The 22,752-nt window shown below is 40.1% G+C and carries 21 protein-coding genes and 1 pseudogene; 21 read left to right on the forward strand and 1 reads right to left on the reverse strand.

Annotated elements, in window-relative coordinates:
- Window positions 1-20: 20 nt before the first annotated feature.
- From BN6556_RS15640 to BN6556_RS15660, 5 genes and pseudogenes are all read left to right on the forward strand, one after another.
- On the forward strand, window positions 21-1,553 hold the full coding sequence (locus BN6556_RS15640; RefSeq protein ID WP_066193149.1) for a RecQ family ATP-dependent DNA helicase: 1,533 nt from the start codon (window positions 21-23) through the stop codon (window positions 1,551-1,553).
- Window positions 1,543-2,127, forward strand: a complete 585-nt coding sequence (locus tag BN6556_RS15645) for a CPBP family intramembrane glutamic endopeptidase (protein WP_066193151.1) — start codon at window positions 1,543-1,545, stop codon at window positions 2,125-2,127. Before BN6556_RS15640 ends, BN6556_RS15645 begins: the two co-directional genes overlap by 11 nt.
- Window positions 2,124-2,327 carry a hypothetical protein gene (locus tag BN6556_RS15650; RefSeq protein ID WP_066193153.1) on the forward strand — a complete coding sequence of 68 codons (204 nt, stop codon included), beginning with the start codon at window positions 2,124-2,126 and terminating at the stop codon, window positions 2,325-2,327. Before BN6556_RS15645 ends, BN6556_RS15650 begins: the two co-directional genes overlap by 4 nt.
- A gap of 13 nt (window positions 2,328-2,340) precedes the next feature.
- Window positions 2,341-2,601: pseudogene (locus tag BN6556_RS15655) on the forward strand (class I SAM-dependent methyltransferase); the annotation flags it as partial.
- Between the two features lie 166 nt (window positions 2,602-2,767).
- Complete coding sequence (locus BN6556_RS15660; RefSeq protein WP_066193157.1) at window positions 2,768-4,828, forward strand: catalase; 2,061 nt, start codon at window positions 2,768-2,770, stop codon at window positions 4,826-4,828.
- A gap of 368 nt (window positions 4,829-5,196) precedes the next feature.
- Here the strand turns inward: BN6556_RS15660 and BN6556_RS15665 are convergent, their stop codons facing one another.
- Window positions 5,197-6,189, reverse strand: a complete 993-nt coding sequence (locus BN6556_RS15665) for a YpdA family putative bacillithiol disulfide reductase (protein WP_066193159.1) — start codon at window positions 6,187-6,189, stop codon at window positions 5,197-5,199.
- Between the two features lie 336 nt (window positions 6,190-6,525).
- Here BN6556_RS15665 and prsW point away from each other — a divergent pair, with 336 nt between their 5' ends.
- The 16 genes from prsW (at window position 6,526) to spoIVA (ending at window position 22,337) form a co-directional block, all read left to right on the forward strand.
- The gene (gene prsW / locus BN6556_RS15670; protein ID WP_066193161.1) at window positions 6,526-7,191 is read left to right on the forward strand and encodes a glutamic-type intramembrane protease PrsW; all 666 of its coding nucleotides are present in this window, start codon (window positions 6,526-6,528) and stop codon (window positions 7,189-7,191) included.
- A 542-nt stretch (window positions 7,192-7,733) separates the two neighbouring features.
- Entirely contained in the window at window positions 7,734-8,543 is an 810-nt protein-coding gene (sleB, locus tag BN6556_RS15675) for a spore cortex-lytic enzyme (protein WP_066193162.1), read from the forward strand.
- Between the two features lie 15 nt (window positions 8,544-8,558).
- On the forward strand, window positions 8,559-9,893 hold the full coding sequence (gene ypeB, locus BN6556_RS15680; protein WP_066193165.1) for a germination protein YpeB: 1,335 nt from the start codon (window positions 8,559-8,561) through the stop codon (window positions 9,891-9,893).
- Window positions 9,894-10,298: 405 nt separating this feature from the next.
- Window positions 10,299-10,943: a flagellar brake protein gene (locus BN6556_RS15685; protein ID WP_066193166.1), complete on the forward strand. Its 645-nt coding sequence runs from the start codon at window positions 10,299-10,301 to the stop codon at window positions 10,941-10,943.
- 52 nt (window positions 10,944-10,995) lie between these two features.
- Window positions 10,996-11,667 (forward strand): (d)CMP kinase, encoded by a 672-nt coding sequence (gene cmk, locus BN6556_RS15690; RefSeq protein ID WP_066193167.1) that lies wholly within the window; start codon window positions 10,996-10,998, stop codon window positions 11,665-11,667.
- Between the two features lie 6 nt (window positions 11,668-11,673).
- Window positions 11,674-12,252 (forward strand): lysophospholipid acyltransferase family protein, encoded by a 579-nt coding sequence (locus tag BN6556_RS15695; RefSeq protein WP_066193169.1) that lies wholly within the window; start codon window positions 11,674-11,676, stop codon window positions 12,250-12,252.
- A gap of 96 nt (window positions 12,253-12,348) precedes the next feature.
- Window positions 12,349-13,491: a 30S ribosomal protein S1 gene (gene rpsA / locus BN6556_RS15700; protein WP_066193171.1), complete on the forward strand. Its 1,143-nt coding sequence runs from the start codon at window positions 12,349-12,351 to the stop codon at window positions 13,489-13,491.
- 910 nt (window positions 13,492-14,401) lie between these two features.
- The gene (locus BN6556_RS15705; RefSeq protein ID WP_148436797.1) at window positions 14,402-15,001 is read left to right on the forward strand and encodes a YphA family membrane protein; all 600 of its coding nucleotides are present in this window, start codon (window positions 14,402-14,404) and stop codon (window positions 14,999-15,001) included.
- Complete coding sequence (locus BN6556_RS15710) at window positions 14,998-15,870, forward strand: YIEGIA family protein (RefSeq protein ID WP_066193176.1); 873 nt, start codon at window positions 14,998-15,000, stop codon at window positions 15,868-15,870. Before BN6556_RS15705 ends, BN6556_RS15710 begins: the two co-directional genes overlap by 4 nt.
- A 17-nt stretch (window positions 15,871-15,887) precedes the next feature.
- Entirely contained in the window at window positions 15,888-16,073 is a 186-nt protein-coding gene (locus tag BN6556_RS15715; RefSeq protein WP_066193179.1) for a capping complex subunit for YIEGIA, read from the forward strand.
- Window positions 16,074-16,352: 279 nt separating this feature from the next.
- Window positions 16,353-17,663, forward strand: a complete 1,311-nt coding sequence (gene der, locus BN6556_RS15720; protein ID WP_066193181.1) for a ribosome biogenesis GTPase Der — start codon at window positions 16,353-16,355, stop codon at window positions 17,661-17,663.
- 11 nt (window positions 17,664-17,674) lie between these two features.
- Window positions 17,675-18,703, forward strand: coding sequence for an NAD(P)H-dependent glycerol-3-phosphate dehydrogenase (locus BN6556_RS15725; RefSeq protein WP_066193184.1), 1,029 nt, complete (start codon window positions 17,675-17,677; stop codon window positions 18,701-18,703).
- A 58-nt stretch (window positions 18,704-18,761) separates the two neighbouring features.
- The gene (locus tag BN6556_RS15730; protein ID WP_066193187.1) at window positions 18,762-19,022 is read left to right on the forward strand and encodes a stage VI sporulation protein F; all 261 of its coding nucleotides are present in this window, start codon (window positions 18,762-18,764) and stop codon (window positions 19,020-19,022) included.
- 581 nt (window positions 19,023-19,603) lie between these two features.
- Window positions 19,604-19,786, forward strand: a complete 183-nt coding sequence (locus BN6556_RS15735; RefSeq protein WP_066196478.1) for a DUF2768 domain-containing protein — start codon at window positions 19,604-19,606, stop codon at window positions 19,784-19,786.
- A gap of 21 nt (window positions 19,787-19,807) precedes the next feature.
- Complete coding sequence (locus tag BN6556_RS15740; protein WP_066193189.1) at window positions 19,808-20,533, forward strand: hypothetical protein; 726 nt, start codon at window positions 19,808-19,810, stop codon at window positions 20,531-20,533.
- Between the two features lie 325 nt (window positions 20,534-20,858).
- Window positions 20,859-22,337, forward strand: a complete 1,479-nt coding sequence (gene spoIVA, locus BN6556_RS15745) for a stage IV sporulation protein A (RefSeq protein WP_066193191.1) — start codon at window positions 20,859-20,861, stop codon at window positions 22,335-22,337.
- The last annotated feature ends 415 nt before the right edge of the window (window positions 22,338-22,752 follow it).

The raw sequence follows: 22,752 nt of genomic DNA on the forward strand, positions 1-22,752 counted from the left end.
AGCAGAAGGAGCAATGCACCATGTCGAATAACAAATTAGCACATTATTTACATAATTATTTTGGCTACTCCGATTTTCGTAAAGGGCAGCAAGAGATTATTGAAGCGGTATTAGCCAGACAGCATGTATTCGCCGTATTGCCAACAGGTACAGGCAAATCAATTTGTTATCAATTACCGGCGATGTTGTTAGATGGGCTGGTAGTCGTTATTTCTCCTTTACTCTCCTTGATGACTGATCAAGTGAAGCAATTAAAGGCACAAGGGATTAAACGTGTGGCGGCGCTTAACAGCATGATGACCCTTCAGGAAAGAAATCACTGTTTGGCTAATCTGCAAGCGTATCAACTAATCTATATTTCACCAGAGATGTTACAAAGCGAGCGAGTAAGACGTCCATTACAACAAATAAAAATCGACCTATTTGTGGTAGACGAAGCCCATTGTATTTCACAGTGGGGTCACGAGTTTCGTCCAGACTATTTACGCTTGAAACAGGTAATGAAGCAGCTGAATTCACCTCCGGTATTGGCGCTTACGGCTACGGCTACACCAGACGTCCAAGACGATATTAAAAAGGCATTAGACCTAGCCAATTTACAAGAATTTGTGTATCCTATGGATAAGCCAAATATTGCATTTACGGTAGAGCATATGGAAGCTGTCCAGGATAAAGAGCTACGGCTGAGAGAGCTATTACGTATCTATCATGTACCAACATTGATTTATTTTTCTAGTCGTAAGGAAGCAGCAAGGATAGCTATGCAGCTCCAGGAACAGCTTCCCCAACGCAAGATTGCTTTTTATCACGGGGGCTTGTCCCATTCTGACCGCTTATTAATACAACAGCAATTTATGCAGGAACAATTAGATGTGATTTGTTGCACCAACGCATTTGGAATGGGTATAAACAAGAAGGATATTCAATTGGTGATTCATTATCATGCCCCTTCACAAATCGAATCTTTTATTCAGGAAGTCGGCAGATCGGGAAGGGATGGGCAAGAATCGGTCAGTCTGGTGTTATACCATGAGAGTGATCAGATCATTCCGCGACGTTTAATTGAATCGGAACTGCCTTCTATAGATTGGCTACAATCTGCCTTACATGGCATTTATCAAAAAGGGTACACCTATGACCAAGCTAAAGAGGCTTGTATGTTAATGGCTGATGGACAAGAGACCTATTGGCGATTTTTTGTCTTTCAACTAGAAAGGTTGGGAGTATTAGTTGATTATCACTTTGTCCTGGAAAAGGTGACGGAAGAACAGGTCTTTCTGGAGCTAGAACAGCTAGTGGAGCAGCGCTATCAATATAAGATCAACAAACTAAACGAAATGGTGAATTGGTTATATACAAGTAGTTGTAAAAGAAAAAAGTTATTCCAACCTTTTCAGCCAGCGTTTCAAACTCCTGACTATATGTGTTGTGATGCTTGTGATTTCGAATGGAGGAAATGGCAGCCTACAGAACAAAAACGCGTTGAGAAAACACTAGGTTGGCAAGAGACACTCAAGCAAATCTTATATCAAGGAGTAAGCAATGAAAAATAGACAAGCAGAATTAGTCAAGCAGCTTACCAGCCAGCAGTTAAAACAACAAACTTGGATCTCGCAAGGTCTGATCGCCATCATTGCCTTGATCGCCAGCTGGATACTCTTTGATGATTGGAGCGCGTTCACTTCACTATTCGTTTGGTCGCTTCCGTCCATTCTCTTATTTGGTATCGGTTCTGCCCTTATTATTGTTTTATTAGATCTGTTGATGATGTGGTTAGTACCGAAGACGTGGTGGAATGATGGCGGAATTAATGAGAAACTCTTTCGTGAAGGATCGTATCTGGAGATTATTCTCCTTTGTATGGTCGTTGCCTTTGTGGAAGAATGGCTGTTTCGCGGGGTCATTCAAACTCAGTTCGGTCTATTCGTCGCCAGCGTGCTGTTTGCCTTGATTCATATTCGATACTTAACCAAGGTGGCGTTATTTACCGGTGTACTTATATTAAGTTTTTGGCTGGGATTCGTGTATTGGTGGACAGATAGTTTGCTAGTCGTCATCGTGTTACATTTTGTTGTTAATGTTATACAAGCATGTATCATTCGATCAGGAAGGGTGGCTATTCAATGAGTGAAAAAAATAAAAAGGATCAAGCAGCATCGTTAAGGAACAAGGTAGCAACGAATACCAGCAAGCCTCAGCTTCCACCAAGAAGTGAACTTCATTCACAGAAGAAGGGAAAAACGAAATGGAAGGTTTCTCCTGGCTTATTGCGTATAGTGATTATTTTCCTGCTGTTAGCTGGATTAATCGGTTTTATTTTGTGGTGAGGGAGGAAAAATAATGAAGTTGCAGGCTAGTACCGAAGAAGCAATCAAACGCTGGGAGCGATTTGCAGAGGAGTATGCCGAAACACATACAGAACATGGGGATACCCATAAAGAAGTCCTTCTTAATCCTGTATTATTCAAATTATTGGGAGATATCAAAGGAAAGCGCATTCTAGATGCAGGTTGTGGGGAAGGGTATCTAAGTCGGAAATTGGCGAAAGCTGGTGCCGAAGTGACAGCGGTTGATTATGCAAAACGAATGCTTGAAATCGCTAATAGATAGTGATCATGGTTGGATATGGAAAAATGCGAGAAACGCGGCATATCACCAACGATCGAATCGTCCACTCCAAAAAGATAATAGAAAAGTTCTAATTTAAGCAATGGCGCGTAAATATAGAAATGATATGTATATCTTTGAGGTTAGGGAGGACGATTACATGGATGAGAAGTCATCAAGAAACCAAAAACCTGTTGACGGCACAAGTAAAAATGAACAATTGGAACAATATCGCGTCAAAAATACAGGCAAGCCAATGACCACTAATGCATCTTTAAAAGTGTCAAATGATGAAGAGACCTTAAAAGCAGGCGTTCGAGGTCCTGCCTTGCAGGAAGATTTTCATTATTTTGAAAAAATGACCCACTTTGTTCGAGAACGGATACCAGAAAGGGTTGTTCATGCAAGAGGCTACGGAGCTCATGGAGAATTTGAATGTTATCAGTCGATGGAAGCATTTACAAAAGCAGGTTTTTTACAAGAGAGTGGTCAAAAGACCCCTTTGTTTGTTCGTTTTTCTACCGTGCAAGGTGGAAAAGGCTCTATGGATACGGCTAGGGATTTACGTTGTTTAGGTGTGAAATTTTATACGGAAGAGGGAAATTACGACCTGACAACGATTGCCATGCCTGTACTAATCAATCAAGACCCGATGAAGTTTCCGGATGTCATACATGCTTATAAGAGTGAGCCTCGTACCGATATTCCAACTGCTTCTGGGGCACACGACAATTTTTGGGATTATGTAGCTAATAATCCAGAAGCGCTTCATATGGCTCTGTGGGTCATGTCAGATCGTGGCATTTTAAGAAGCTATCGAATGATGGAATCTTGGTCGATTAATACGTACCTATTTGTCAATGAAGAAGGCACGGCAACCTTTGTAAGATTTGTTTGGAAGCCTGTACTTGGTGTCCATTCCCTGCTTCAAGATGAGGCCATGAAAATAGGTGGAATCGATCCAGATTTTCATCGGCGGGATCTGATCGAGGCAATTGAAAACGGCGCTTATCCTGAATATGAACTGGGTGTGCAGCTGATCGCACAAGAAGATGAGTTCAACTTTGATTTTGATATTCTTGATCCTGCTAAATTTTGGCCGGAAGAGCTTATTCCAGTGCAGCTTATTGGAAAAATGACGTTAAATCGAAATGTAGATAATGAATTTGCCGAAGTAGAGCAAGTAGCCTTTAATCCTGCTAATGTGGTTCCTGGCATCGGTTTTTCTAATGACCCGGTTTTGCAAGGAAGGTTATTTGCTTACCAAAGTGCTCAATACCATCGCCTTGGTGGAGCGAATTTCCAAGACTTACCGATTAATCGTCCCATTTGTCCGTTTCATAATAATCAGCGACAAGGTTTTATGAGGTATCGTATTGATGTCGATCAGGTAAATTACCACAAAAACTCGTTAGCAGACAACACTCCTTATACGACACCACCAGAGGAAGGCGGTTATGCGCATTATCCAGCCAAAGTAGAAGGCCGGGTCATACGGGGAAGAAGCAAATCGTTTGATGATTTTTTTTCGCAGCCGAGGATATTCTGGAATAGTCTGTCTCCTGTGGAAAAACAACATATGATTGGCGGATTGAGTTATCAGATTGGAAGCGTCAAAAGCGAATCCGTCCGTCAGCAAAACGTTGATCTCCTAGTGCACGTAGATAAGGCAATGGCGAACGTGGTTGCAGATAATCTTGGGGTGCAACGTCCGAGTGGAGAACAAGTGCCTGTCTCGACAAGTTCTCCTGCCCTTAGCCAAGCGAACACGCCTCGTTATGCTTATACACAAAAAGTCGGTGTGCTGATTGGCGATGGTTTTGATGATAATGAAGTGACCACTGTACTTCAAGTCTTACAAGACAATGGGGTTTTTATGGAGATGGTGAGTGAAAATTTAGGTGCGGTTACGGGTGCGAATGGAACAGAGCTCCAAGTAGATAAAACCTTTATTACGACAAGCCCGTATCTCGTTGATTCGCTGTATGTCGTTGGTGGAAGGTCAGGGAATCAAATGAATTTCAATGCCAACGTGGCCGAATTCGTACATGTAGCTTATAAGCATTATAAACCAATGGGTATTGCCTCAACTGGCGAATCTTATATCCAGGCATCACAGGAAAATAATTTAGAAGGTGTTGTTTTTAACAGGAATAATCCTGACTTTGCTGAAGATTTCGTTTCGGCAATCGCAGAACAACGTTTTTGGGACAGAACCTAGTTTTGTAAATAGAGGAGGAAGAGCGATAATGAAGTAGCTTTGCTGCGAGTTTTTAGTTAGCTGAAGCCGACCCGACCCCACGATATAGGTAAGATGGCGAGAGTGTTCTTTGCTTGAGTCGCTTGTTGACTTATGCCTTCTTTGTGGGTAAAAGCGCACCATATTCCCGGAGCGCTTGCTTCGCGCGGGTAAAACGATCAAATTCACCTCGGAAAAGTGGGCGACTTACTTTACATCATCCATCTTATTGGTAGTTAACATTGGATCTTTATGCTGACATTTGGTAAAGAGTCTGCCCGACTTAAAGTTTCTGCATACGAAAAAACTGCCTTGTTGGCTTAGCGACAAGGCAGCTTTTGTGTCTTCTGTTAGTCTGCTCTGTTTTGTTCTTTTTGCTGGATACGGCGAGCGATAAGGCTACCATGAAAGCGTCCGTTTTCAATGAAAATTTCGTTGTTATCATATCCTGCTGCAATAACCCCTGCAATAAATATATTATTTACATTGGTCTCCATCGTTTCTTTATCAAAGCTAGGTCTTCCTGTATCTTGTTCAATAGAGACTCCTGCTGCTTTTAAAAACTGTTGATTCGGTTGATAGCCTGTCATCGCAAAGACATAATCGTTAGCAATCGTATGGGTTTCGCCGTTTACCGTATAGGTTAAATCATGTTTTGTTATTTTATCGATCGTGGCATTAAACTCCATATCAATCTTGTTATTTTTCACTAAAGAGGCGAACTCGGGCAATATCCATGGCTTGACACTGCTTGAATAATCATTGCCACGATAGAGCACGGTAACATTTGCCCCAGCTTTATGCAATTCGATTCCCGCATCGACAGCAGAGTTCTTACCACCAATAATGACGACATTTTGTTGGTAGAATGGGTGTGCTTCTTTAAAATAATGGGATACCTTGGAGAGCCCTTCCCCCTCGATGCCCATGTAATTTGGCTGACCATAGTAGCCAGTAGCGATAATACAATAATCGGAGTGATAACGTTTGGTTTCTCCATGCTGATTAACCGTTTCTAAAGCAAAACCGTGATCTAATTGTTGTAACTCTATTACTTCTTCATAGCTGTTAATCCGAAGATTTTTTCTAACGGCAACGGTTCGATAATAGGCTAATGCTTGGTTTCTAACCGGTTTGTTCTTTTCTGTTACAAATGCCACATCACCGATTTCTAGTTTATCACTGGAACTAAAAAATGTTTGGTGGGTGGGATACTGATAAATCGCATCGACAATATTACCCTTTTCGATAATTAAAGGGTCGATCCCTACGTTCTGTAATTCGATTGCTGCAGACATGCCACAAGGACCTGCACCAATAACAATAACTTTCTCTTCTTGCATCGATGATACACTCCTTCAATAATTCACAACGGCTTCTTTTTTCAACAATATACATGATAACACGTTTGTCACTTGAAATATAGCAAGGAAACTTTTTTCTGATGTACAACAATAGGAAAGGCACTAATCCTCTCTCTCCCTCATAGAAAAGCTTTCAACATCTCCTTTATGACCTGAATGTAAGAGGTCCTTGCTTCTATTATTAGACCTAAAAAGACTTTTGGAAGTATGAGGTTGATGGGCGTTCTTACCGAGATAAATATAATGACCTTTTTTACTGCATCTATCTTCAAATTATGCCATAATTATGGAGAGAAAGAAAGTAGGTGAGTCATCTTGTTCGCACTGGTATCTGTTGCGATTGCACCAGCATTTGCCCTGTTATCGTTCTTTTATTTAAAAGATGAATATGAACTAGAACCTATCCTGGCCATTTTTCGCACCTTTATTTATGGGGCGCTATTAGTGTTCCCCATTATGTTTATTCAATATGCCTTTATCGAAGAAGGGATGATTCAGCATTCCTTTCTACAGTCTTATTTCTTATATGGCTTGTTTGAAGAATTCTTCAAATGGTTTATATTTTTAGTGACTACCTATAGTTATTCGAGATTTAATACGGTATATGATGGCATTGTTTACGGTGTATCCATCAGTTTAGGCTTTGCTACTGTGGAAAACGTATTGTACTTATTTGCACATGGGATTGAATTTGCTTTTAGTCGGGCTATTTTCCCAGTCTCTTCCCATGCCCTATTTGGTGTGATTATGGGATATTATGTCGGAAGGGCAAAGTTTACCAACAAGCGAAAATATCCATTATTACTTATTGCATTACTACTGCCTACTTTTCTGCACGGTACATATGACTTTATCTTGGAGACGATTCAATCACAATGGCTTTATGCCATCATTCCTTTTATGGTAATGTTATGGTTGTTGAGTTTGAAAAAGGTCAAGGTAGCGAATGAGTTTAGCAAACATCAATTAAAAAAAGTATGAGTACTCTCACCACTTCATTTTGATATAAAATGGAAGTGGTGTTTTTTGAGGAATTAGCTTATAACTAGTGCGAGGGGCTGACATATATGTTTTCGATGGGGCGCATAACCAAGCTTCAGTTCCAAGATGCTACGATGTTGCCTGATTTGGAATTGAGAGACATTTAGAATGAACTGCGATCAAAAAGAGACGATGGATTCATGAGAATCTGTCGTCTCTTTTTATAAGATTAGGAAACATATAACCTTTGGCATAATAGGATGTGGAATGATTTAGATTATGAGCTCGTCGGTGTGTAAAGTAGTTGATTCCATCATTCCACTCAGGAAAGTGGACTACTTAACATCCTCCGTCTTAAGGCAGTTCAGTGGCTGCTTTGAGTTATTCGTAAAGGACTGGCTGTGTTTTTGCCCGTTTTCTTGTTTTGGAACAAATACCTTCGTTTTTTGGCAAACTTACACTCAGGATGTATATTTTTTCTTATTTATAAAAAGCTATCCCTAAGTGAAGCAACTTTATTCGATGTGTGGAGGTAACATGATATGAAGAAAAAATTTATCATTAGTTTTTTGCTGCTTATGATCTGTACGCTAAACTTATATGAAACAGAAGTGGATGGTTTTTCGGACCAAGTCATTCAGCATGGTGCCACTGGGGACGATGTTATTGAACTCCAGGCAAGACTTCAATATTTAGGATTTTATAATGGGAATATTGATGGTGTGTTTGGTTGGGGAACCTATTGGGCATTACGAAATTTCCAATATGAATTTGGGATGGAAATCGACGGTTTAGCAGGACAATCGGCTAAACAAAAACTGGCAGAAGCGAGTGAATTTGACAAGGAATATGTGCATCAGCAGATACAAGAAGGAAATAAATTCAATCATTATGGTGGTACAGATCGATCGGAATCAAATGACCCAGCTAGTGATCAGGGTGCTGGGGAGGGAACTGGAGATTTAGAACCTACCGCCGTTAATATTCCACAAGGTTTCTCACAAAACGATATTCAGATCATGGCGAATGCCGTATACGGAGAGGCGAGAGGAGAACCATACGAAGGGCAAGTAGCGGTTGCTTCCGTTATTCTAAATCGAGTAGAAAGTCCAACCTTTCCGAATACGGTATCGGGGGTAATCTTTGAACCAAGGGCATTTACAGCGGTCAGTGATGGACAGATCTGGCTTACCCCAAATGAAAATGCGAGTAAGGCAGTGCTAGATGCTATCAATGGTTGGGATCCAACTGGTGAAGCCTTGTATTATTTCAATCCTGACACGGCGACATCAGGATGGATTTGGTCTCGACCGCAAATTAAACGAATTGGCAAGCATATTTTCTGTATGTAAGGAGGAGGTGAACAAGTGATACGTTGGATTTTAATCAGTATATTAAGCATTGGTTTGATTGGTATTGGAGTATGGGGGTATAAAGAGCATCAAGAAAAGAATGCGATTTTGATTCAAGCTGAAAATAGTTATCAGCGTTCTTTCCATGATTTAACTTTCAACTTGGATTTATTACATGACAAAATAGGTTCTACGCTGGCAATGAATACGAGGAGACAGCTTTCTCCGCAATTAGCTGAGATTTGGCGATTAACCTCGATGGCACATAGCGATGTCGGTCAATTGCCACTAACCTTATTACCATTTAATAAGACAGAGGAATTTTTATCCCAAATGGGTGATTTCAGTTATCGTACCGCTGTTCGAGATCTGGATACGGAACCGTTAACAGAAGAAGAAGTAGATACATTAAGCTCTCTCTATGAAATGTCAGGAGATATTGAACAGGAATTGCGTAAAGTACAAAATATGGTATTAAATGAGAATTTACGCTGGATGGATGTACAGCTCGCCTTAGTAAATAATGATGAGCCAGCGGATAATACCATTATTGATGGTTTCGAGACGGTTGAGAAGACAGTGGAAGGTTACACAGAAGGAAAATTAAATGCGAGCCTCCTTGGGACATCCAGTGACAAAGATGGTTTCAATATGCTGGGTGATCAGGTAATATCACAGGAAGAGGCTGAAGAAACGATGCGTACCGTCCTTGGTTTAGAGGAGAACACCGCGTTGGATCTTAGTAAAACTGGTGATGGGGCAAATGTACCGTTATTTAGTGGTTCTTTCCAAGAAAACAACCGATCAGGTTATATCGATTTGACACAGCAAGGAGGTTATCCGCTATCTTTTATGATCAATCGTGAAGTGAAAGAATCAAAGATCAGCCTCCATCAAGCAATGCAGACTGCGGAAGACTATCTTGAAAACAGTGTATTTTCCAGTGACTTTACCGTAATTGAGAGTAACCAATATGACCATGTAGGTGTATTCCAGTTTGTGCCACGTGACGGAGAAGTATGGATTTATCCCGATGCGATTCAGGTGAAAGTGGCCTTGGATACCAATGAGGTGATTGGATTTATAGCAAAGGATTATTTGGAAAATTATCATGAACGTCAGATTCCAGAGGCTGCTATTTCAGAAGCAGAGGCAGAAGAGGCTGTAAATCCTAATTTGAGGGTAGAGGATCATCATCTAGCGATAATCGAGGATGACCTTGGTGAAGAAGTGTTAAGCTATGTCTTTTTAGGCACCTTAGATAGTGATACGTATAAGATCTTTATCGGAGCAGATGATGGCGAGGAACTGAGAATAGATAAATTAAAACAGGCAGAAATCAAATATTAATCGATAAACAAAGGCTGACACTGCTCAGCCTTTGTTTATTATAGACAACACACTTTGATTAGTAACCAAGCTAGAAACGAAACAGCCGATCAGATGGCTGATTTGAAATAGCTAGTCCTGTAGTAAAGGTGATTGTTTTTCTCCGTTGAATAATTGCTCCAAAATAGCCTGCCACTTTATCACATCAATTTTATTTGTACAGTACTAGCATAGGTTAGCGTTTTTTCGTTATTTTGTACTAACACCTTTTCCCATCAGTCGTTTTTTGTGGTAGACTATAGAGAGACACTTATGCCAATGATGAAAATATCAAAAGGTGTAATCGTACATCTTCTGCAGTTAATGAGCACTGCGCAAAGACTTGAATGACGGCGATTTACATAATAGGGAGAAAGAGGAGAAACATTGATAAAATTAGGTGCTGTATTGCAGTTAGAAGCCACAGATAGTGAGCATACCTATAAGTGTAAAGTAGTAGATATTAGCGAAGGACAACTATTTGTAGATTACCCTGTCCATACCATTACAAGACGGACGGAGTTATTTCCGGTAGGAACGACTTTTCATAGTTCATTTATCCAGAATAACAGTGTATATAGTTTTTTTACGAAGATACTAGCCAAACAAAACATAAAAGAAATCCCTGTATTGGTTTTGGCATTTCAAGAAAATAGCATGAAAAGGATTCAAAGACGGGAACATTTACGGGTAGAAACCATCTTAGATATATCAGTGAAATCTTCCTCCATTGCTTTTCATACTGTTAGCGCTGATCTGAGCGGTGGCGGAGTATCTGTCATTTTGCATTCCGATCAAGTGATCCAAGAAGGGGAACAGCTGGATTTGATGCTTGTTTTACCGATTAACGGTATAATAGAATATATCCATGTTATTGGCACAGCTTTACGTGATCGCGAGCAAAAAGAGAATAAACGTCGGTTATCCATCCGATTTGACAAGGTCCGTTCACAAGATCAACAGCTGATTGTACGCTATTGTTATTTGCGGCAGCTAGCCGATTTTAAAAAAGAATTTAATAAGGATGTATAATCATTTCAGAGAATGACAGGGTGTAGTGATAAAGAAAGAGAGGTTGTAAGGGATGAGTGCAAAGCATTTAGCGATAGCGATTGATGGACCAGCTGCTGCAGGAAAAAGTACAGTGGCCAAGATAGTCGCAAAGGAATTATCCTATATTTATATTGACACAGGTGCGATGTATCGCTCGCTAACCTATTCGGTGATGGTAAATGGCGTTCCAAGAACCGATAAACAACAGGTGATAGACCATTTAGCAGCCATTGAAATCTATATCGATACCAATCAGGCTGTCTTCATTGATCAAATGGAGGTAACCGAACGTATTAGAACAGAAGAGGTGAGTCAGCATGTTTCTGAGATAGCTTCTATTCCAGAGGTACGGGAGGAGATGGTGCGCCGTCAGCAACAGCTAGCTGCAAAAAGAGCAGTGGTGATGGATGGCCGGGATATTGGAACACACGTCATTCCAGATGCAGAGGTGAAAATTTTCTTAATTGCTAGTGTCGAAGAGCGAGCACAAAGACGACATGCTGAAAATCAAAAGAAAGGTTTTACCTCCGATCTTGAGCAAATCAAAAAAGATATCGCAAGGAGGGACAAACTAGATTCAGAACGAGAGGTGTCTCCACTAAGAAAAGCGGACGATGCCATCGAAATCGATACGACATCCTTAGCGATAGGCGAAGTGGCCGAAAAGATATTGACGATTGCGAAAGAAAAGGTAAGGGGTTAATAGGAGATGAGTTTATATAACATTGGAAAAGTCCTTGTAAAAATGGTACTACAGCCAAAATATAGAGTGCAGAAGCAAGGCTTAGAGAACATTCCGGCGGAGGGTCCTGTTATTATCTGCAGTAATCATATTTCCAATTATGATCCGCCGATTGTAGGAATGACCTGTCCTAGGACGATTCACTTTATGGGGAAAGAAGAGTTATTTGAGAACAAAATTCTCGGGTTTATCATGCGTCAAATACATGTCTTTCCGATCAAGCGAGGGATGAAAGATCGAAACGCCTTGAGAAAAGGGCTTGAGATTTTAAAAAACGGGAATGTATTGGGATTGTTTCCAGAAGGGACCAGAAGTAAAACGGGTGACTTACAACGCGGGTTGGCAGGCGCGGGATTCTTTGCGCTAAGGTCTAAAGCAACTGTGATCCCTTGTGCGATTATTGGCAACTATAAAGGGAAACAGCCATTAATCGTTCGGTATGGTCCACCTGTTGAGATGGAAACATTAAGAGAAAATAAGGCATCCGCACAAGCGGTGACCGATGCTATCATGGCAGAAATAAAAAAACTGAAAGAAAATGACTGATTTTATGCTATATAACTTGACAAATCAGACTAAATATTAGAAGTTAGAAAAAAGCACATTTATGTTTTGTGTTGTAAATCGAAGGAGGTCTTTGTCATGGAAGAGATGAATAATGAAATGTCTGAGATTAAGGAACTTTCAGTAGGAGATACCGTTACAGGAAAGGTTTTGAAAGTAGAAGATAAACATGTGCTTGTTGATGTTGGGTACAAAGTAGAAGGTATTGTACCAATCAGCGAATTATCTGCTTTACGCATTGAGACAGCCAGTGACGCTGTTTCAGAAGGCGATGAATTAGAATTAAAGGTAAAGAAAGTGGAAGATGAAGAAATCGTATTATCTAAGAAAGAGGTCGCAGCAGATAAAGCTTGGGCCGATCTGTTAAAGATTTTTGAAAACAATGACACGATTGAGGCAACCGTTCGTGATATTGTAAAAGGCGGTTTAGTAGTAGATGTTGGTGTACGAGGTTTTATACCAGCTTCTTTAGTGGAAACACACTATGTGGAGGATTTTGCTGATTATCAGGATCGAGTACTCAGCCTGAAAATAGTAGAGCTTGATCCCGATCAAAACAGGATCATTTTATCTCACCGTGCCGTCGTAGAAGCGGAAGAAGAGCAAAAGAAACAGGATGTGTTAGCAGACTTAGAAGAAGGACAAGAAATAGATGGTACAGTCCAACGAATTACTGATTTTGGTGTATTCGTGGATATTGGAGGAATCGATGGACTTGTACATATTTCTCAATTAGCTCACAGCCATGTTGATAAGGCTTCTGACGTTGTTTCTGAAGGTGACACATTAAAAGTGAAGGTGTTATCTATTGATAAGGAAAAAGAAAGAATTTCATTATCACACAAGGCTACTCAACCAGGTCCTTGGGATGGCATCGAAGAGAAGATTCAAGTCAATGATGTGGTAGAAGGAACCGTAAGACGTCTTGTGAGTTTTGGTGCATTTGTAGAAGTACTTCCTGGAGTAGAAGGTCTTGTACACATTTCACAAATTGCTACGGAACATATTGGCACTCCTGGTGAGGTATTATCAGTAGGTCAGCAGGTTCAAGTGAAGGTGCTGGAAGTAAGTGAAGAAGAGAAACGTATTTCTTTAAGCATGAAGGAAATAGAAGAAGAGAAGAGTCAGCAGGAAATTCAGCAATATGAAACCGATGAGGATCAATCAGGTTTCCAACTTGGTGATATGATTGGTGATAAACTAGATAAATATAAGAAATAATACAAAGAAACATGCTGCACACGTTGCAGCATGTTTTTTTGTGAAAATATAAGAAAGTATAGAATTCTGAGTATGTTAGGATGTGGACCGATTTTGATCTTGAACGAATGGTGGTACCGATAAGCTAGATGATGTTAAGTAGCCCACTTTCCTTAGTGGTGAGTTTGATCGTTTTATCTGTGCAAAGCAAGCGCTCCGGGAATAGGTTCCGCTTTCCATGGGGCCGGCTTCAGCTAACTAAAAAGAAGAGCACTTTTTAGTGGATCTTCAGCTCGTCCTGCGATGCACAGAACGTGCAAGTGCAGGCGTTGCAACAGGACGTTGCGTTTTTAGCCTGTAAACCCTTTTCCAGTCTTCACCTATTCCCTCCGTTAGATTGGAGTACAACAATGGTTGTTACTGCAAGGAGAAAGCGTTCTAGTACCCTAGACACTGTTGTAGCAAAAGGAGGAAATCGTCAACTAATTCTTCGTCTGCGTAATGAATCATGGTACAAATATAAAAGTCATAACGTAGGATCAAACCGTTCTCAGAAAAAGGTTATGCGGTTTACTTATTGGCAGAAATATAGTGTCTGGAACACTTCATCCTAGCAGTCATTCGATTGTAGTCCTGCTACCCAGCAAAACCTATTTCCGGAGCGTTTCCTAGCACTGACAAACAAGCAACTTTACTACATGGAATAATTGAACTAGATACTTAACATAATCTAGCTTATCGGCAGTTCATTAACTACTTTGAGTGCCCGGTTTTTCTGAGCAACATAGTATAGAATTTTTGCTACCATTATGCGGGTTTAAACTTGTTTTCGAATCCCTGAGCTCGCTTCCTCTCTTACATTCATTCCTATTAAGCAAAATGATATGTCTAGAATGATAAAGGGTTGGTCATACTGGTAAGGGTGATGAATGTGCAATTATATTATACGATTTATCTATGTTGGATTTTATGGTGCTGTGTCACATTTTTTATGAACAGGTCTCCGATTCAATATTGCTGTTCCATTAGCTTGTTGTTATTTCTAGTATTACTGCCACATGAGCTTATATTGTATGATTTTCCAGTGCAACTTGCATTCGTACTACTGCTTCTTGTCGGCATAGTGTTAGCTATTCATCAACAGCTGCGTATCAAGCAATACCTTCTGATTGCTATGATGGGTTACTTGTACACCATTTATTTTCTTTGGCGGTTGATTACACCAGTTTTTAATGACCGTACCTTTATTGCAGCAGCAGTTCTTATTGGCGTTTTAATCTTGGTTTTTTTATCTCGAGATTTAATGGTACAGGTAACCCTGTTAATAAATGCTGTTTGCTTTGGCCAACTGTTATACAGTTTGATTTGCTACAGCTACCATCTGCAATATTCAATGGATCCACTATATGGTTTTCAAATTGTATTGACAATATTGACTGTTTTGACCGTAAGAAAATGCTGGTTGCAAGGTATAAGAAGAATAGAACAGTATATACAAGCATTAAAAATAAAAAAGAGGTGGCACGTATGAATGAATATACCTATCCTATTATGTTTGGTATTTTTGTTGGAGTAATCACGAGACTGCTTTTACTGCGGTCCGATTATCGTCAATACCCAACCTATCTACATGGTAAGATTATTCATTTAGCACTTGGTTTCATTGCGGCGAGTTTAGGGTCAGTTGCAGTCCCTGCGTTAATGGAACAGGAATACACAGCGGTGACTTTCCTGACTATTGCGGCTTCTCAATTCAGGGAAGTAAGAAATATGGAAAGAAACACGCTTACGGAATTAGATGGCTATGAGCTGGTTCCTCGAGGTAATACATATATAGAAGGGATTGCGATTGCATTTGAGAGTAGAAACTACTTAGTTATTTTCACTTCTTTAGTAACGACTTTGTCTTATCTCGTGTGGAATTTATATGCCGCAATAGTGGTTAGCGTCATTTGTGTGGTGCTTGCTAAAAAGAATATGTCTGGCTCTAGATTGGGGCAGATTGTAACGATAGAAAAAAAACCACTGACCTTTGATGGTGCAGGTTTATATGTTGATAATATCTATATTATGAATATTGGTTTACCTGAACGTCAAGAAGAAATTATGAAATATGGAATGGGCTTTGTGCTAAAACCTAAAAACTTTAACGCCCGTGCTACAATCGCTAATCTGGGGCAGCGTCAAGCCATTCTTCATGATGTATCGGTTTCCTTAGGTGTATTTCGTGATTCCGGAACTCCAGCGCTTGTTCCCTTGATCAAACGTGATTTAGATGATGGTCGGATTGGCGTATTTATCCTGCCACAGGAACAAGAGGTACAAAAGGCTATCCATGTCATTCAATCTGTTCCTGTTTTGGAAAATGCAATCCGAATGCCCTACAAACCAAAATTGTGATGATTGGAGTGAACATAATGCAACTGGAAAAGGCAATATTAGCAACAATTACAACAAATTCGAATAAGGTGACAGCGGGTGCCTCCATCTTTATCTGTGAGACGAAAGAAGAGATGGACAAGGTTGCGGCGAATCTGGAAGCAATTCTAGATGGGATTAGTCATGCACTTAGTGAAGAACTATATATTATCGTGAAGCATTAAGTTTACTATAATTTTATTATGTAAACTAATAGAAAAACTTGTTTGTACACGATGAGTATGGTAATTTAATTAAGTGAGACTAATTATGCAAGAGAATTACCTCTAAATAATAGTGAATGCGATACGATCATCTGGAGGCTTTATTCTTCTGGATGGGTAGCGCGACTTATCGGAGTGTTAACGCAGTTATTCCACACCATTCTTAACTCTGAAAGCGTGAGGATTACGGACGATTACATCGAGATAAAATAAGAAGATAGTAAGGAAGGATGAGCCTTCATGAGAAGTTCAGTAGTTGCCATTGTAGGAAGGCCAAATGTCGGGAAATCAACCATTTTCAATCGATTAGTTGGCGAAAGAATCTCGATTGTTGAAGATATCCCTGGGGTTACACGAGATCGTATTTATGCAGAAGCAGAATGGCTAAATACGACCTTTCGTTTGATCGATACAGGTGGTATAGAGATTGGTGATGAACCTTTATTGGTTCAGATGCGGGAACAGGCAGAAGTAGCCATTAGAGAAGCAGATGTGATTATTTTTATGGTGAATGGAAGAGAAGGAATTACCGCAGCCGATGAAGAAGTGACCAAAATATTGTTTAAATCGAATAAACCGGTTGTATTAGCAGTGAACAAGGTAGATAATCCAGAGATGAGGGATCAAATATACGAATTCTATGCCCTAGGATTTGGCGAACCATACCCTATTTCTGGCACACATGGTTTAGGATTGGGTGACTTGCTCGATCAAGTCGTAGGTCTTTTCCCGGAAAGAGAAAATGTACCGATCGATGAAGAGGTTATCCATTTTAGCTTGATCGGCCGACCAAATGTAGGGAAATCCTCCTTAGTCAATGCGATTTTAAACGAAGATCGTGTGATTGTAAGTGATATCGCAGGTACGACTAGGGATGCGATTGATACTAATTTGAGCAGAGACGGACGAGATTTTGTTATTATTGATACAGCAGGGATGCGAAAGCGGGGCAAAATCTATGAATCTACAGAAAAATATAGTATCTTACGTGCCCTGAAGGCGATTGAACGGTCAGATGTGGTATTAGCCTTGATTGATGCGGAAACGGGCATTATCGAACAAGATAAGAAGATAGCTGGATATGCCCACGAAGCAGGCAAGGCCGTTATTATTGTTGTTAATAAGTGGGATACGATTGAGCAACATGATCAGGCAATCAAGGAATTTGAAGAAGAAGTTCGAGCTCATTTCCAGTTTCTTGATTATGCACCAATTGTATATTTATCCGCTCAAACCAAAAAAAGATTACACACGCTTTTGCCAAAAGTGGTGGAGGCAAGTGAGAATCACGCCAAACGTGTGGAAACGAATATCCTTAATGATGTCATTATGGACGCTTTGGCGATTAATCCAGCTCCAACGAAACACGGGAAAAAATTGAAGGTCTTATATGCCACACAAGTTGCTGTTAAACCACCCAGTTTCGTTGTGTTTGTGAATGATCCGGAGCTAATGCATTTTTCTTACCAGCGTTTTTTGGAGAATCAAATTCGAGAAGCGTTTGGCTTTGAAGGCACACCGATTAAAATATTTGCACGAAGAAGGAGTTAGGAGGCAAAGATATGAATAAAGTTGCAGTGCTTGGAGCAGGAAGCTGGGGCACTTCTCTTGCCCTAGTGTTATGTGGTAACCATCATGATGTCAGGCTCTGGACACACAACCCAGAGCAAAAAGAAGTCATGGAACAAACACGAATGAACGAAAAGTATCTTCCTAATATTAAACTTCCAGACAATTTGGCAATTTTCGATGATTTACAGCAAGCAGTGGATCAAGTCGAAGCTATTGTCTTGGTTGTGCCAACAAAGGCGATTCGTGAAACCTGTCAAAAATTAAACCAAGTATTAACGAAAAAAGTCGTCATCATCCATGGCAGTAAAGGGATTGAACCAAATTCTCATTATCGTATTTCCGAAATGATTAAAGAAGAATTAAGTAATGAGTTGTTTGATGAGGTAGTTGCTTTATCTGGACCGAGTCATGCCGAGGAGGTAAGTGTGCAGCATCCTACGACCGTAACTGCTGCTTCAAGTAATCAAGAATTGGCGAGATTTACCCAAGATTTATTTATGAGCAATTATTTTCGAGTTTATACAAGTACAGATATCATCGGAGTAGAATTAGGAGGGGCATTAAAGAATATTATTGCCCTGGGAGCAGGGATTTCGGATGGTCTTGGTTATGGGGATAATGCCAAGGCGGCTCTCATTACTAGAGGTTTGGCGGAGATCACCCGTTTGGCGACTTTCAAAGGTGCCAATCCGCTTACTTTTATTGGTCTATCTGGGATGGGCGACTTGATTGTAACGTGTACCAGTCAGCATAGCCGTAACTGGCGGGCAGGTCACTTGCTTGGTCAGGGTAAACCGGTAGATGAAGTGCTGGAGCAAATGGGTATGATTGTGGAAGGTATACGCACTACAGAAGCCGTTGCGCAATTGGCAGAAAAAGAAAAGGTCGAAATGCCTATTACGAAAGGTATTTATGAAGTAGTCTACCAAAATCGCCCGCCAAAAGAAGTAGTTGACGATTTAATGGCAAGAAGTCGTACAAATGAAATCGATGATGTGATGAACCGTCATTTGGGTTAACTGTTTTTCTCCTCCATGCATAGTATAGAGAAGACTATGCAGGATTGGAGGGGTTCATTTGAGTGATTTTAAACAATCGATGTTTGATCAGATTCAAAAAAAATCGAATATCCAGCCAGATCAAATTATGAAAGTAGCACAGTCCGTTCAAAGTGCTGATTTTTCTGATGAAAAAACAGTCCGACAGTTAGTTCGACAGCTCGCAAAAGTGGCTGGCAAAAATGTCTCGAAGCAAAAGGAAGATAAGATTGTCAAGGCGATTACAAATAATAATATGCCAAGCGATGTCCAATCGTTAAGTAAACTGTTTAAAAATTAAACGCAATAGGCACTTGAGGATGCAAGGTATTATTGCTTCGCATAGAATGCATCGCATAAGTATTTTCTTGAAGGGCGAACTGGGTGTTATTTAGTCAAGGCCGAAGTAGCTGCTGCCCCTAACTACTTCGGTTTTTTTGTGTGAAAATATAAAATGCCATGGAACGATTTTGAGCTTGAATGATGAGTGCGAATAAGGCGAATGATGTGAAGTAGTTTTTTCTATGTAGTGAGTCTTGATCGTTTGATTGTGTTGGACGATCGCTATGGGAATATGCTACGCTTTGACAGTCCATAAGAATCGATCTCGTGGACTGAGGAGAGCAAATAACGCTGCTGGGTCCATAAGAATCGATCTCGCGGACTGAAGAGAGCAACTCGTGCTCCTAGGTCCGTAAGAACAAGATGATTTCGCGAACTACTTAGAAAAGCACATTCAATATTGGTATAGCAAGCCAAATTTTTGCTGCCCGATTTGGTAAGGCATAGTATCCGTTCCTGAATGTTCTATGTTATAATAATGGACAACTGTGTACATATAAGAATAAAGGAAAGGATGAATCAAAATTGGGAGATCCATTAATGAAAATGTGGATATCATTCGGTGGGATGGGTGCCTTGATTGTATCCATGCTGCTGATTTTGTTAAGCAGATATAAGCTAAAAGGTATTATAAAATTTATTGTTGCCTTGATTGCCTACATATGTTTGATAGTTGGTGGCTTGATAATTGCGTTAGTAGTCTTAAGTGGACCTTCCGCATGATAGAGAAGGAGTGAAGTAGCAATGTTACAAAAAATGATATGGGGGATGTGTCTTTTATTTTTGGCTGGGTGTATGTATCCTTCAGAGAACTTAAATGAGAACCAACTGTCTAATGATGCGCAGTTGCAAGTGGTTCAGCAAGCAATCGATCAATATCAAACGCAGAATAATGGATTACTTCCCATTGTCACCAAAGAGGAAGAAACACCACTATATCAAAAATATCTAATAGATTTTAATTTATTGAAGCAGCAAGGGCTGATCGAAACACTTCCAGGAACTGCTTTTGAAAATGGCGGAAGTTATCAGTACGTGTTGGTGGATGTGGAGGAAAACCCAACGGTCAAGGTGCTTGACTTACGTATAACAAGCGAGATGAGGGAACTGGAACAACGCCTAAGAATATACCGAGATGAACATATTTACCCTCCATTTGGTGAACAAGTAGCAGATAACATTTATAAACTAAATATAGACGAGCTGAATCTAGAAGGAGAGCCACAAGTAACCAGTCCATACTCAGATAATAAGTTACCTGTTTATATTACTACAGAAGGAAATTTACTGATAGATTATCGCATCGAATTATATGAGGCATTACAAGCCAACGATCATGATTATACAAATGGGGATGACATCCGTCCCATTCTAATCGAAAATCATCCAGTTGTACCAGCTTACAGCATTCCATTTACCATTGAAGATGGAGAACCGATATTTGCTCCTGAATTAGAAGAAGGATGGTAATCTGAAAAAGCAAGTGCAAGTATGCTTGTGATATCCTGACAAGAAGATATGTAGTTGTATTTAAGAGAAGAATGCCATTAGTGGAAGAGCCACTTGGCATTCTTCTCTATTTTTAACCGGGAAATGAAGGGTTTCCGGACACTCACATGGAGATAAACGAAATTTTGCTATTTTTATAGTCATAATAGAGCTTAGGCTTACATAAGTTGTCTATAGCTAAAGCTTCTCCATTTGGCAATAAAGATTAGCATAAATTAGTAGGACAACATCATATACTTAGATTGTCAAGGATATGATGAGGTCGAATTGATCGGGAGGGGATCATTTGGAAAGGGTAGATATCTTCAAGGATATTTCAAAAAGAACCAACGGCGATATTTATTTAGGAATCGTAGGTGCAGTTCGGACAGGAAAGTCAACTTTTATTAAGAAATTTATGGAGAAAATGGTTTTACCTAATATGGCAGATGAAAGCGATCGTCTACGAGCTCAGGATGAACTGCCGCAAAGTGCAGCTGGCAAAACCATTATGACCACAGAACCCAAATTTGTACCCAATCAGGCGGTGGCACTTCAAGTAGAAGAAGGGTTAGAGGTTAATGTAAGGCTCGTTGATTGTGTAGGCTACACAGTTAACGGTGCACAAGGTTTCGAGGATGAGAATGGTCCTAGAATGATTCACACCCCTTGGTATGAAGAGCCAATTCCGTTTCATGATGCGGCCGAAATTGGGACGCGTAAGGTGATTCAGGAACATTCCACAATGGGAATTGTCGTAACCACCGACGGAACAATAGGTGAAATACCTCGCTCCGAATATGTGGAGGCAGAGGAACGGATCGTTACGGAGTTAAAAGAAGTTGGAAAACCTTTTATCATGGTTATTAATTCGGTACAACCTTTCAATCAGGAAACAGAGTTACTGAGGCAAGAATTAGTAGAAAAACATGATATACCGGTCCTGTCAATGAGTGTGGAGAGCATGACAGAACACGATATTAACAATGTATTGCGGGAAGTATTATATGAGTTTCCAGTGCTGGAGGTAAATGTTAATATGCCTAGTTGGGTACTGGTTCTGGACGAGTCGCATTGGCTACGACAAAATTATCAGACAGCAATTGAGAACACGATTAAGGATATCAAAAGACTCAGAGATGTCGACCAAGTCATCGGTCACTTCGACCAATATGAATATATCCAGCAAGCTTCTTTGGTTGGAATTGAGATGGGAGAAGGAATAGCAGATATTGACCTCCATGCACCAAATGAATTGTACGACCAGGTGTTAAAAGAAATTGTAGGAGAAGAAATTAGAGGAAAAGATCATTTGTTAGAACTTATGCAAGAGTTTACCAATGCCAAACGTCAATATGACCAAGTGTCGGATGCTTTGAATATGGTCAGACAAACTGGTTATGGTGTGGCTGCCCCAGCTTTAACGGATATGGCGTTAGAAGAGCCTGAAATCATTCGTCAAGGTTCCCGATTTGGTGTGCGTCTAAAGGCTGTTGCACCATCGATCCATATGATCAAGGTTGATGTAGAATCAGAATTTGCCCCGATTATCGGGACAGAGAAACAGAGTGAAGAACTTGTTCGTTATTTGATGCAAGATTTTGAAGAAGACCCACTATCTATATGGCAGTCTGATATCTTTGGCAGGTCATTAAGCTCCATTGTCAGAGAGGGTATCCAAGCGAAAATATCACTTATGCCGGAAAATGCTCGCTTTAAGCTGAAAGAGACATTGGAGCGGATTATTAATGAGGGATCTGGTGGTCTTATTGCTATTATTTTGTAAAAAAGCTTAGGACGCCAACAACTCAAAGTTTATTAAAACGACGGAGGAGGAAAAATACTCATCCGTCGTTTTTTTATGCGCAAAAAGAACATGTCCTCTCCGCTGCAACGTCACTTTAACTTAAATTAATCGGGGTACCAATACAAGGTGGAAGAGATTATGTAAAGTAGTTTTGTAATCTGTTTGTATCCTATGTTTCAAATATAAGAAGGCAACAGAATAAAAAGTTACTTAACATCATCCGTCTTATCGGATCCGATGAACTCATGATCAAAATCGTTTCAGATCCTATATTAGCAAGGATTTTATAATTTCTGGTTATCTGATAAAAAAGTATATTTAAAACAGTAGTATCTGAGTTTGACTATCAGATACAGGTTTATTCAAGTAATTACCAAAAGCATCTATTTGGATC

The organism is Gracilibacillus timonensis, from assembly GCF_900086715.1.
Classification (GTDB): domain Bacteria; phylum Bacillota; class Bacilli; order Bacillales; family Amphibacillaceae; genus Gracilibacillus; species Gracilibacillus timonensis.